Here is an 11,952-nt window from a genome sequence, read left to right as displayed (position 1 = left end):
ACCTGAAGGGAAGGGTCGGTTGGGTCCGGTTACTACGCGGCAGCGGCAGATGGGGCAAGGCGCGCGGGCGGCGAGATGCCGGGTTGCCAAGTGACCCCGATGGACCGACATGGAGCGAGAACCCAACTGATCTAGGCGGCTGCCATGCGTATCCTGTTTCTGGGCGATGTGATGGGCCGGGCCGGCCGGCGCGCGATGACCGAGCGACTGGCCGAGCTCAAGACGCAGCTCAGGGCCGATTTCACCATCGTGAACGGCGAGAATGCCAGCGGTGGTGCCGGGCTGACCGGCGCCCATGCGCGGCTGCTTCTCGATGCGGGCGCGGACTGCATCACGCTGGGCGACCACGCCTTCGACCAGAAGGACATGCTGGGCTTCATCGACACGGAACCGCGCGTGCTGCGCCCCCTGAACTTTGCGCGCGAGGCGCCCGGCCGCGGCGCCGGGGTGTTTTCCGATGTCCGCGGGCGCAAGATCCTGGTGCTGCAGGCGCTGGGCCAGGTGTTCATGAAACGCCCCTTCGACGATCCGTTCAGCGCGGTGGATGCGGTCTTGCGGGCGCATCCGGCGGGCGGGATGGTGCAGGCCGCGGTGCTGGACATCCACGCCGAGGCGACCAGCGAGAAGACGGCAATGGGCCATTACTGCGACGGACGCACCAGCCTGGTGGTCGGCACGCACACGCATGTTCCGACGGCCGACGCCCAGATCCTGCCGCGCGGCACCGCCTATCAGTCGGATGCCGGCATGTGCGGCGACTATGACAGCGTCATCGGCATGGACAAGGCCGAGCCGATGCGGCGGTTTCTGACGGGCATGGGGCGGGAGAGGTTTCGCCCCGCCGAGGGTGAGGCGACCCTGTCGGGGGTGCTGGTCACCACAGACGATCGGACGGGCCTTGCGACCGGCGTGGAACCGGTGCGGCAGGGCGGACGGCTGGCACAGGCACGGCCCGGGCACTGAGCGCCGCGCGACTGCCGATCGCGGGCGTCCATTCCAGCCTGACCGCGTCCGGATGGTGGCCTTGCGGAGTTCCCCGTGCTCACAAGGACGCGATCTTGCGCGGGTCGGGGTTTTCCGGCAGGTCGGGACGGCTGCACCTGGTGCGTGATGAAGGGTTCGTCCTGATGCTGGGATTCGAACTGGCGGGACAGACCGGGGCGATCGCCGCCCTGATCATCATCGCCATCACCTTTGCGATGTTCATCCGCGAGAGCCATCCCCCCGAAGTGGTGGCGATCGGCGCCGCCGCGGCCATGCTGGCGCTCGGGCTGCTGCCCTATGAGGATGCGCTTGCGGTGCTGTCGAACGCGGCGCCGTGGACCATCGCCTTCATGTTCATCATCATGGGGGGGCTGTTGCGGACCGGGGCACTGGACGCCCTGTCGAAGCAGGTCGCCGCACGCGCCGAGGCCCATCCTGTCCTGACCATCTGCGCATTGATGGGCTTCGTGGCGGTCGCGTCCGGGATCATGAACAACACGCCGGTGGTCGCGGTGATGATCCCCATCGTCATCCAGGTCGCCCGCCGGACCGGCATCGCGCCCAGCAAGCTGCTGATCCCGCTCAGCTACTTCACCGTGATGGGCGGGATGCTGACGCTGATCGGGACCTCGACGAACCTGCTGGTGGACGGGGTGGTGCAGGACAGGGGGATGCAGCCCTTCAGCATCTTCGAAGTCGCGCCGGTCGGGCTGACGGTCCTGGCCGCCGGTGCGGTTGCGATCGCGGTGCTTGGCCCGAGGCTGCTGCCGGAGCGCACGAGCATGGCAGGGTTCCTGAGCAACCGCGCCGAGATGAAGTATTTCACCGAGGTCGCGATCCCGGAGGAAAGCTCGATCGTCGGCATGAGCATCAACGAGGTGAAGATGTTCAAGCGCGACGCGGTGCGTGTCATCGACGTGCTGCGGGGCGATGCCTCGTTGCGGCGCGACATGGAAAACGTCGTGCTGCGTCCCGGGGACCGTGTCGTGTTGCGGTCGGAAATGGCCGATCTGCTGGAGATGCAGCAGAACAAGGACCTGCGGGCGCTGGACAAGCTGTCCTCGGTCCAGACCGACACGGTCGAGGTGCTGATCTCACCCGGTGCCCGCATGGTCGGCCGGCGACTGGGTGACCTGCGCCTGCGGCGACGGTACGGGGTCTACCCGATCGCCGCGCACCGGCGAAACCAGAACATCGGCCGCAAGCTGGACGATCTGGAAATCCGCGTCGGCGACACGCTGCTGCTGGAAGGGGCGGCCGAGGATATCGCGCGGCTGGCCGCTGACATGGATCTGGTCGGCGTGACCCACCCGACGACCAAGCCGTTCCGGCGCCGCCACGCCCCGGTCGCGATCGCGGCGCTGCTGGCGGTCGTGGTGCTTGCCGCCCTGGACCTCGCGCCGATCGTCGCGCTGGCCATGATCGCCTCGGCGGTGGTGCTGCTGGCCGGCTGCGTCGACGCGGACGAGGCCTTCGACTTTGTCGAGGCGCGGTTGCTGGCGATGATCTTCGCCATGCTGGCGGTTGGCGCGGCGCTGGACCACACAGGCGCGGTCAAGCTGATCGTCGACACGGTGGCGCCGCTGCTGCAGGGGCTGACGCCGTTCTGGACCCTGGTGTGTGTCTATTTCCTCGGGCTCGCGCTCACCGAGGTTCTGTCGAACAACGCCGTCGCGGTGATCCTGACCCCCATAGCGATCGAACTTGCCCTGCAGCTGGGTCACGACCCGCGCGCCTACGCCGTCGCGGTGATGTTTTCGGCCTCCGTCGCGTTTGCCACACCGATCGGCTATCAGACCCACATGCTGGTCTATGGGCCCGGCGGTTACCGGTTCAGCGATTTCATGCGGCTGGGCATTCCGCTGGATATCATCACGGGTCTGGTCGCATGCCTGGCCATCCCGCTGTTCTGGCCGTTGTGACCGACCGGATTGGCGGACGGGGTGCGATCAGCTGGAGGCGGTTGGCGGGATCTGCAGCCCTGCGCGAACGGCGGCTTCGGCGGCGGCCGCGAGTGACTTGCGGGTGTGGCCGCTGACAGCGACCCGCGGGTGCAGGATGACCGTGACCTCACCCTGACGGGGCTGCGCCAGCACCGCCAGCAGATGCGGTCCCAGTTCCATGTCGCTCCACCAACCATAGAACCGCGCGTCACAACCGGGGGGTGACCGATAGCGTACTGTGACGGGCTGGAGCGATATATTAGCCGGCAGGGCAGGGTCGAGGAACGCCTGGAACAACGTGGGCTTGAATGGCAGCACGCGACGGCCGTCGCTGCTGGTGCCTTCGGGAAAGAACAGCAGGCGATGACCCGCCCGGGTCCGGGCGCCGAACTCGGCCGCCTGCGCGCGGGCCAGGCGCGGATCGCGGGTGACGAAATGCGTGTTCGTGACCGCGGTGAGGATGTTGATCCCCGGCCAGCCCGCGACTTCCGCCTTGCTGACGAAAAACACCGGCATGGCCGCGTTCAGGGCGAAGATGTCGAGCCAGCTGGAATGATTTGCGACGACCGCGCCCGGCCCCTGCATCGGTCGGCCGACGCATCGCCAGCGCAACGCGATGATCAGCAGGCTCAGCCGGCACACGGCTTGGACCCACGGGCCGGTCAGCGGGCGTCGGGATCCGACGAACAGGCGTTCGACCGCGCGCATCGGCAGGATCAGCGTGACGCCCACGAGCAGGACCGTCACGATGCCGGTACCCCGCAGCACCACCAGCACCCAGCCGAGCGGGCCGATGCGGGGCAGGGGCGGTGGCGCGGCGCCTCGCCACGTGGCCTCGGACGGGCGGGCCGGCGCCGGCCCCGGCCCCTGATCCCCGGTCATCGGACCGGGGGCCGTCCGGCCGCTTGCAGCCGTCGGGTCATCGTCAGTCCCTGCTCCGCTCTTCGTAGAACCGGCGGTGCCGCGCCGACATGGCCTTTGTATCCATCAGCAGCAGAACGTCGGTGGTGTTGAAGAGGTGATCCAGGAAGGCGCCCTCGCCGACCATTCCCCCAAGCCGAAGATAGGCCTTGATCAGCGCCGGCATCTTCAGCATCGCCACCCGTCGGTCCAGCGCGTCGGGCGCGATCAGGTCCATGCGCTGGTAGCCCTGCGAAAGCGCCATCGGCCGGATCGCTTCGGGCGCCATGTGGTTGTGATGCAGCCACGACAGCGCGGGCGCCAGGGGAACGGGATCGGTGCCGCGGAAGCTGGCAACACCGAACAGCACCTCGATGTCGAACTCGAGCACGTAGTCGGCGAGGCCGTTCCACAGCAGGAACATGCCGGGGCCGCCCCGATAACCGGCGTCCACGCAGGACCGGCCCAGTTCCAGCAGCGACCGTCCGGAGCCCTTCAGCCGCGACAGGTCGTATTCCGCATCGCAGTAGAACCTGCCAAAGCGTTCGGCCCGGTCACCGGGCAGCAGGCGATAGGCCCCGACGACATGATCCAGTGAAGCGGCATCACGCCGGCTGTCGATCAGGACCAGATGATCGACGATCGGGTCGAACTCGTCGCGTTCCAGGCGCGTCTGATGATCGACCATCGGTCCGTCGCCGCCCAACTCCTCGACGAAGACCCGATAGCGCAGGCGCTGCGCTCCAAGCAGATCCGCTTCGGAGCGGGCAATCCGTATCTCGAACCAGGAGGCATCGGGCGTCATCGGCGCTTTCGCAGGCTGTGGATCGTTGCGGGTCTAGGGAGGCAGCCGGCCCATTGCAACCGGGCCACACCTGGCCCCGGCCGCAAGCTCCGGCGGACGCGGTGCGGGACTTTTCTTGACGCCCGCATAGGTTGAGTTAGGCTTCGGTCATGGAGCGCTCATTCGGACACCAGTTGCAACTCGACCCGCTTGCCGTCGACGGCCTGTTTGCCGGCCTCGGCAAAGTTGACCACGATGCGGTCGCCGATGCGGGACTGGACTTGACCGATTCCCCATTCGGGCGCACCGGGGTGGCGGACCATCATCCCAGGTTCAAGGATCTCGTTCATGATGCTCAGCCCTGATCCGATTGCGACACGCGTCCCTCGCATCCGCAGCAAGGCTAGAGGCTGATGCGGGAAAGGGCAATTCCGCACCAGCCGCGCATCGCCGCCGAACGGCTCTCCGCATTGGTCGCGTCAAGGTTGTGTCACGACCTCGTCTCACCCCTTGGTGCCATCGGGAACGGCGTGGAACTGCTCGAAATGGCGCCCCCGGTCGAGGACGGCCCCTCTCCCGAACTGCAACTGTTGTCGGAAAGCGTCGAGGCGGCGCGAGCCCGGATTCGCGTTTTCCGGGTGGCATTCGGCCAAGCCTCGGCCGAACAGCGGATCTCGGTCCCGGATCTCGCAAGTCTGTTGCGCGACCTGTCGGCTGGCGGCCGGCTGAATCTGCAGGTCGATGCCCAGGGCGACATGCCGCGCGTCGAGACCCGGTTGATCCTGCTGGCGGTCATGTGTCTGGAAACCGCGCTGCCCTGGGGTGGTCGGGTGCTGGTCTGCCGCGGACTGCAGGGCTGGCGGCTGGTCGCCGAGGCGGAACGCACACGTGCAATACCGCAGCTTTGGGCGTGGCTGCAGACCGGCGATGTGCCGCTCAGTGATCCCGCGGCGGCGGAGGTACAGTTTCCGCTGCTTGCCATCCATGCCGCGGCCGCCAACCGGCAGCTCGCGGCAGAGCTTGACGAGACCGGGGCAGAAATCTCGTTCTGAAATTCGGATCAGCGGCAGTTCAGGCGCGGATCGTGCCGTCGCCCGTGACCAGATACTTGAAGCTGGTCAGCTGTTCGGCGCCGACGGGGCCGCGTGCATGCATCTTGCCGGTGGCGATCCCGATCTCGGCGCCCATGCCGAACTCGCCGCCATCCGCGAACTGCGTGGACGCGTTGCGCATCAGGATCGCACTGTCCAGCCGGGCAAAGAACTGCGCGGCGGTTGCATCATTCTCTGTCAGGATCGATTCGGTGTGGTTCGAGCCGTAGCGGCGGATATGCGCGATCGCGCCGTCCACCCCGTCGACCAGCCGCACCGCGATGATGGAGTCGAGGAACTCGTGCCCGAAATCGTCAGGTGTCGCGGGGACGGTCCCCGGGATGTCGGCAAGCTCGCCTTCGGCCCGAACCTCGACGCCGGCGGCCAGAAGGTCCTCGATCAGGACGGGCCCGTGCGCTGCGTGGAACGCACGGTCGATCAGCAGACACTCGGCCGCTCCGCAGATCCCCGTGCGCCGGGTCTTTGCGTTCAGGACCACCCGGCGGGCCTTGTCCGGATCGGCATCGCCATCGGCGTAGACGTGGCAGATGCCCTCCAGATGCGCGAACACGGGAACCCGTGCTTCCTCTTGCACCAGGCCGACCAGCCCCTTGCCGCCGCGGGGAATGATGACATCGATATAGTCCCGCGCGCGCAGCATTGCGGTGACCGCAGCCCGGTCGCGGATCGGCACCATCTGGATGGCGGTCTCGGGCAGCCCGGCCTCTTTCAGGCCCTGCGTCATGCAGGCGAGGATCGCGGCCGACGAATTGATGGAATCGGTGCCGCCGCGCAGGATGACGGCGTTACCCGACTTCAGCGCCAGCGCGCCCGCGTCGGCGGTCACGTTGGGGCGCGATTCATAGATCACCCCCAGCACGCCCAGCGGCGTGGCCACGCGCTGGATATGCAGCCCGTTGGGGCGGTCCCATTCGGCCAGCACGCGGCCCACAGGGTCGGGCTGCGCCGCAACCGCCCGCAGACCCTCTGCCATCGCAGCAATCCGCGGCGGGTCCAGACGCAGTCGGTCGATCAACGCGGGTGACAGCCCCTTGTCCCGTGCAAAGGCCAGGTCGCGCGCGTTCGCCTGCAGGATGCGATCCTCGGCAGCGGTCAGGGCCGAGGCGGCGGCCAGCAGCGCCTGCGCCTTCACCTCGGCGGGCGCACAGGCAAGCTCGGCCGCCGCCGCGCGGGCAGCGCGTCCGAGACGGGCGATCAGGGCCTCGGCGGATTCGGCGGTGGCGTCCATCGTCATCTCCGTTGCGCCGCATGGCGCAGCTTTGCAGATCGGTTGGTTGGGTGGTGCCATATACATGCGGACAGGGAAAGCCGCGGCACCCCGCCGCGCCTGTCCGGGCTCAGCGGTGCGGAACCTGTTCGACAGGCGCGCCGGCATCCCGCCATGCGGTGAACCCGCCGCCCAGATGCGCGACCGGCGTCAGCCCCATGTCCTGCGCCGTCTTGGTTGCGAGGGCAGAGCGCCACGCGCTGGCGCAATAAAAGACGAACTGCCGCGGCTCGGCAAAGATCGGCTTGTGATAGGGACTGTCCGGATCGATCCAGAACTCCAGCATGCCGCGCGGGCAATGGAAGGCACCCGGGATGCGCCCCTCGCGCTCCAACTCGCGGCGGTCGCGCAGGTCGACGAAGGTTACCTGCGGATCGTCCGCCATGCTTCGCGCCTCGTCCACCGCGATGGTGCGGATTTCGGCACTCGCCGCGTCGAGCAGGTCCTTGTAACCGATCTTCACGACGTCACCCCCGGCTTTTGCACCATGCGGGCAAACAAGAACGGCAAAGACAGCGAAGATCAAGCCACCGCCCGAGCATTGCTGACGGACGGGGATGAAATCGCCGGATGAAGGGTAAAGTGCAGGCTTCTGTTGCCAGGTGCCTGCGAACCCCGCCTGACGCTGCTAGGCGACAGGGCTTAGTTTTCGGTTACCCGAGCTGCTTACGCAGCCAGAGCGACCGGAGCACGGTTGTCGTTGGCAACTGTACTTTTCGCACCGATAACGGTGGTAGCTCACCGAGGCAAAGCCATCCCCTTTACACGTTCGTCGATCCTGTTTCGGCCCCATTCGCCCCCAACGAGGGATGTCTGGTGGAGCCGCCGGGTACCGCCCCCGGGTCCGATCCGCTTATTACGAGCGCGTTTATGCCCATAGTCCGGGCGAACCCGGACAGGTCGAATATAGGGGCGAGCCGCCGGGCGGGCAAGGGCATGAGGGACCGGCGAGATATCTCGCCCGTCGGGCAACCGGCGACGCGGTTGCGGCGTTTGGTCAGGACGCGAAATGGAGGGAATGCCCATGCGAATGACGATCCTGGCCTGTGCCGTGCTTGCCCCCGCAGCTGCCCTGGCCGAGCCGCCGCCACCGAACGCGATGCCGCTGTCGCAACTCGTCGCGACTCTGGAAGCCGACGTCGGCGCTGATCTGGCCTATGTCGAGAGCGTCGAGTGGGACGACGACGGCTACTGGGAGGTCGAGTACCGCACCGCCGACGACCGTGAGGTCGAGGTCGATCTGGACCCGACCACCGGCAAGCCACGCTGATCGGACCGGGACCGCAGCGATCCGCGGTCCCGGTGTTTGGCGCGGGTGGTCTGTAGGGCGCCAGCGACGCGCCCCATTTCTCACGGTTTGATGTAGACGAACCCTTCGCCCTGCAGCCGCGCGACTTCGGCCACGCCTGCCTGGACGATGTCCTCTGGCCACACGTCGAAGAGGTCCTTCTCCGGGTCGATGTTGCGCCCGTCCAGCGTGTTCTTGCAGACCAGGAAATCGACGCCACGTTCCTTCAGGCCGCTGATGATGGCCTGCAGGCCCTGGTCCTTCTTGGCGGCGGCGAGCAGCCCCAGCCCGTCACCATGCATCACCACCCGCAGGTCGAGATTGGCGTCGCCCACGGCATCCAGGTGGTTCTGCATGTTGTTGAGCGCCGGGCGATAGCCCGATCCGTCGATCCCGCCTGCATAGTTCATGTGATAGACGGCCTTCTGTTCGCCGTAGTCCGTCGCCTCGGCCATCTCCGCAGGCTTCCCGGCGTCCGCCGGCGCCGCCTCTGCCGCGGCAGTCCCGGTGGCTCCCGCCGTGCCGGCCGGCCCCGCCGCATCCGTCGCGGACGGCGCTGCAGGTGCTGCCGCTGAATCGGCCGGCGCGGCGGGCGTTTCGGTCTGGGCCAGTGCGGGCACGCCAGCGAGGCCGAGCACAAGTGCGACAGTGGTAAGCGTCAAGCGATTCATCGATTGGGGTCCTCCTGCATCCCGTGCACGCATGCTTGGCGTCTTGCCGGCGCGTGGCAACCCCAAACGACCGCCCTCAGCCGGCCTGCCAGTCGAGGACGAGCTGCGTCTGCGTGACGATCGCGGCCACCTTGCCGTCGGGGCGGCTGATCGTGGTCTGCCAGACCATGGTGGTGCGCCCCTTGTGCAGGGGGACGCAGCGCGCCGTTGCCACGTCGCCGATCCGCAGCGGACGCAGGAAGTTGGTCTTGCTCTCGACGGTCGTCGTGCTCTTGCCGGGCGGCAGGTTCATGGCGGTGGCAGTGCCGCCCAGATTGTCGGCAAAGCCCATCATCGCGCCGCCATGCAGCACGCCATTGCGATTGGCCAGATCCTCGGTCACCTGCAATTCGGCCACGACCTCGTCGGGGCTGACCATGACGATCCGGCTCCCGATGAAACGGGCAAAGGCGGGCTGGTCGAGCGCGATGCGTTCCTGTTCGGCGCGGTCCATGCGTCACTCCGGAAAGGGGCGCGGGCCGGCCAGCCCAGCCCGCGCAGGTCAATGGCCTGCGTCAGTCCTGTGCCGGCTCGCCGGCAGGTTCGGCGGGTGCCGACGGCTGCGCGGTGGCCTGCACGGATGCCTGGGCCGAGGTGACGAAATCATAGGGCAGTTCCGCCACCCGCAGCCACTGCTGCTGCTTTTGCCAGTACGCCAACCAGTTTTCGTAGATCTTGCGGAACGCCTCGTTCGAGGCGGCGTATTCGTCGTACAGCTTGCGCGATTCCGCGAAAGCCGCGGCCAGCACGTCGTCGGGGAAGGGGTGGACCTGTGCGCCCGACGCGATCAGCCGCATCAGGGCATCGGGGTTGCCGTTGTCGTACTTGGCGATGCAGTGCGCCATCGTTTCGGCGCAGGCGGCCTCCAGCGCGGCCTGATACTGCGGCGGCAGGGCGTTCCACTTGTCCCGGTTGATGTACAGCCCGACATTCGCCGTGCCTTCCCACCAGCCGGGATAGTAGTAATGCTGCGCGACCTTTTGGAACCCCAGCTTCTCATCGTCGAGGGGACCCGAGAATTCGGCGGCGTCGATGGTTCCGCGTTCCAGCGCCGCATAGATGTCACCGCCGGCGATCTGCTGCGGGACCACGCCCAGCCGCGCCAGGATGGTGCCGCCCAAGCCGGCGATCCGCAGCTTCAGCCCCTTGAGGTCGTCGACCGAATTGATCTGCTTGCGGTACCAGCCGCCCATCTGCGCGCCGGTGTTGCCCGCGGGGATCGACCGCAGGTTCGATTTCGCCATGAACTCGTCCACCAGTTCGCGGCCGCCGCCATAGTAGAGCCAGGCGATCGTCTGCCGGGTGTTCAGGCCGAAGGGCAGCGAGGTGTCGAACGCCCAGGTCGGGTCCGCGCCGATCTTGAAGCTGGCCAGCGAATGGGCGCATTCCACGGTGCCGTCGCTGACCGCGTCGATCGCCTGCAGGCCGGGAACGATCTCGCCAGCCGCAAAGGGCTGGATGCGAAAGCCGCCGTCGGTCATCTCGGCGATCCGCGTCGAGAGCTGGTCAGAGATGCCGTAGAGCGTCTCGAGGCTTTTGGGATAGCTCGAGGTCAGCCTCCAGTTGATGGTGGACTGGCCCTGCGCAAGGGACGGGGCGGCGAGCATTGTGGCGGCGCTGCCGACACCTGCAGTAGACAGGAAATCGCGACGTTTCATGGGCATTCTCCGGTAATCATGCGGGCACGCTACACCAGGCGCTGGGGGCCGGAACAGGCCTGCAGTGTCGCGGTTCGGCCTGAAGGCCAGAGACGCCCGCACCGGGCGCCTCTGGTTCCGACTTAAATTCGTGGGCCGGGTGGATCAGAACCCGGCCTTGATCTTCTCGAACTCGGCCAGCTGACGTTCGCGCTGGGCGGCGTCGTTCGGGGTCTGGGCCAGGATGGGGGCGTCGACGGGCCCCAGCCCCGCGGTCACCCGCGGATCGTCCTTGATGGATTCCATTCCGGCCTTGGTCGTATGACCGTAGCCGACGACGTCCAGCAGCCCCCCGGCGGCCGAGGTATCCAGCCACGCGTTGATGAAGTCGTACGCCTTGTCCTCGCTCCCCGGCCCGTCCTTGAGGTTGATGAACCCGCAGAAGAACGTCGAGCTGCCTTCCTTGGGTGCGCGTTCGAAGCCGACCGGAAAATCCTCTGCCGCAAGCTGCGTCGGGCTGTCGTTCCACGACCAGGCGATGTCGACGGCCCCCGATGCCATCATCTGGTTCAGCGACGCCGGGTCGGTCCAGTAGGCGGACACGTTCTGATGCGCCTGGCGCAGCCAGTCCGCCGCTGCCTGGAACTGTTCGTCGGTGACCTGCGTCCAGTCGGTCGTGCCGGTCGCCAGATAGCCGAGCGCCCAGACGTCGTCGGCCGAATCCGGCAGGCTGGTCCGCCCTTGGTACTTGGGATCAACAAAGACCTGCAGGGTGGACACGTCTTCTGCCGGGACCGTCTCGGTGTTGTAGGCAATCGCCGTGGCACCCCAGTCGGTCGGAATGTACCAGACGCCCTGATCATCCTTGAAGATCGGGGAATCCATGAACTTGGGGTCGATGTCCGCAAAGTTGGGGATGCGCGACGTGTCCCACGGCTCGATCAGCCCGGCATCCCGGTATTTCGACACCATCTGGCTGCAGGGATGCGCCACGTCCGCTTTGAACCCCGAGGCCAGCTTCTGATATGCCTCGTCGTCATCGCCATAGAACGCAAAGGTCGGCTCGGCGCCATGCTTGTCGACGTATGTCTGGAAGATGCGCGGATCCTCGAACCCGGACCAGTCGAACACGGTCAGCTCTGCATCGGCGGCCAGGGCCGGTGCGGTCGTCAGCGCCAGCATCATGGCGGTCGAGCGCAGAAGGGTCATCGGAATCTCCCGGTTGGTTGGTGGCGAACGCTAACCGGGGGTCTCTGCCAGCGGCAAGATGCTTGTTGGTCGGGCGCCAGCTGCGGAGCTGGCGCGCGTCGAGAAGATTAACGAAAGG

13 protein-coding genes and 1 other RNA gene are annotated in these 11,952 nt (G+C 67.1%); 4 read left to right on the top strand and 10 right to left on the bottom strand.

All coding sequences use genetic code 11. The annotated features are described in order from the left end of the window. The first annotated feature begins 144 nt into the window (after positions 1-144). Entirely contained in the window at positions 145-963 is an 819-nt protein-coding gene (locus Q0938_RS10650; protein ID WP_299361936.1) for a TIGR00282 family metallophosphoesterase, read from the top strand. 164 nt (positions 964-1,127) lie between these two features. Beyond that, the gene (locus Q0938_RS10645; RefSeq protein WP_299362099.1) at positions 1,128-2,906 is read left to right on the top strand and encodes an SLC13 family permease; all 1,779 of its coding nucleotides are present in this window, start codon (positions 1,128-1,130) and stop codon (positions 2,904-2,906) included. Between the two features lie 27 nt (positions 2,907-2,933). Here Q0938_RS10645 and Q0938_RS10640 read toward each other — a convergent pair whose 3' ends face one another. The 3 genes from Q0938_RS10640 to Q0938_RS10630 form a co-directional block, all read right to left on the bottom strand. Further along, a complete protein-coding gene (locus tag Q0938_RS10640) occupies positions 2,934-3,809 on the bottom strand; it encodes a 1-acyl-sn-glycerol-3-phosphate acyltransferase (protein ID WP_299361934.1) in 876 nt (291 codons plus the stop codon). A gap of 43 nt (positions 3,810-3,852) precedes the next feature. Further along, on the bottom strand, positions 3,853-4,632 hold the full coding sequence (locus tag Q0938_RS10635) for a GNAT family N-acyltransferase (RefSeq protein ID WP_299361932.1): 780 nt from the start codon (positions 4,630-4,632) through the stop codon (positions 3,853-3,855). 158 nt (positions 4,633-4,790) lie between these two features. Next, positions 4,791-4,961, bottom strand: coding sequence for a DUF3553 domain-containing protein (locus Q0938_RS10630; RefSeq protein ID WP_299361930.1), 171 nt, complete (start codon positions 4,959-4,961; stop codon positions 4,791-4,793). Positions 4,962-5,024: 63 nt separating this feature from the next. Here Q0938_RS10630 and Q0938_RS10625 point away from each other — a divergent pair, with 63 nt between their 5' ends. Next, entirely contained in the window at positions 5,025-5,663 is a 639-nt protein-coding gene (locus tag Q0938_RS10625; RefSeq protein ID WP_299361928.1) for a histidine phosphotransferase family protein, read from the top strand. A gap of 19 nt (positions 5,664-5,682) precedes the next feature. Here the strand turns inward: Q0938_RS10625 and Q0938_RS10620 are convergent, their stop codons facing one another. From Q0938_RS10620 to ssrA, 3 genes are all read right to left on the bottom strand, one after another. Next, on the bottom strand, positions 5,683-6,957 hold the full coding sequence (locus tag Q0938_RS10620; RefSeq protein WP_366942747.1) for a glutamate-5-semialdehyde dehydrogenase: 1,275 nt from the start codon (positions 6,955-6,957) through the stop codon (positions 5,683-5,685). Positions 6,958-7,060: 103 nt separating this feature from the next. After that, positions 7,061-7,453: a rhodanese-like domain-containing protein gene (locus Q0938_RS10615; protein ID WP_299361924.1), complete on the bottom strand. Its 393-nt coding sequence runs from the start codon at positions 7,451-7,453 to the stop codon at positions 7,061-7,063. Between the two features lie 118 nt (positions 7,454-7,571). Next, positions 7,572-7,926: a transfer-messenger RNA gene (gene ssrA / locus Q0938_RS10610) on the bottom strand. 88 nt (positions 7,927-8,014) lie between these two features. Between ssrA and Q0938_RS10605 the strand changes: the two genes are divergently transcribed. Continuing rightward, entirely contained in the window at positions 8,015-8,260 is a 246-nt protein-coding gene (locus Q0938_RS10605; protein WP_299361922.1) for a PepSY domain-containing protein, read from the top strand. 80 nt (positions 8,261-8,340) lie between these two features. On the opposite strand, the gene Q0938_RS10600 is transcribed toward Q0938_RS10605, so the two are convergent. From Q0938_RS10600 to Q0938_RS10585, 4 genes are all read right to left on the bottom strand, one after another. After that, positions 8,341-8,949: a DsrE family protein gene (locus Q0938_RS10600; RefSeq protein WP_299361920.1), complete on the bottom strand. Its 609-nt coding sequence runs from the start codon at positions 8,947-8,949 to the stop codon at positions 8,341-8,343. A 76-nt stretch (positions 8,950-9,025) separates the two neighbouring features. Next, positions 9,026-9,442 carry a PaaI family thioesterase gene (locus tag Q0938_RS10595; RefSeq protein ID WP_299361918.1) on the bottom strand — a complete coding sequence of 139 codons (417 nt, stop codon included), beginning with the start codon at positions 9,440-9,442 and terminating at the stop codon, positions 9,026-9,028. A 61-nt stretch (positions 9,443-9,503) separates the two neighbouring features. Next, on the bottom strand, positions 9,504-10,646 hold the full coding sequence (dctP, locus tag Q0938_RS10590) for a TRAP transporter substrate-binding protein (RefSeq protein WP_299361916.1): 1,143 nt from the start codon (positions 10,644-10,646) through the stop codon (positions 9,504-9,506). A 144-nt stretch (positions 10,647-10,790) separates the two neighbouring features. Then, complete coding sequence (locus Q0938_RS10585; protein WP_299361914.1) at positions 10,791-11,834, bottom strand: extracellular solute-binding protein; 1,044 nt, start codon at positions 11,832-11,834, stop codon at positions 10,791-10,793. Between the last annotated feature and the right edge of the window lie 118 nt (positions 11,835-11,952).

Origin of the sequence: uncultured Paracoccus sp., assembly GCF_947496875.1 — a bacterium.
Classification (GTDB): Bacteria; Pseudomonadota; Alphaproteobacteria; order Rhodobacterales; family Rhodobacteraceae; genus Paracoccus.
This window is presented reverse-complemented; position numbering and strand designations above follow the sequence as displayed.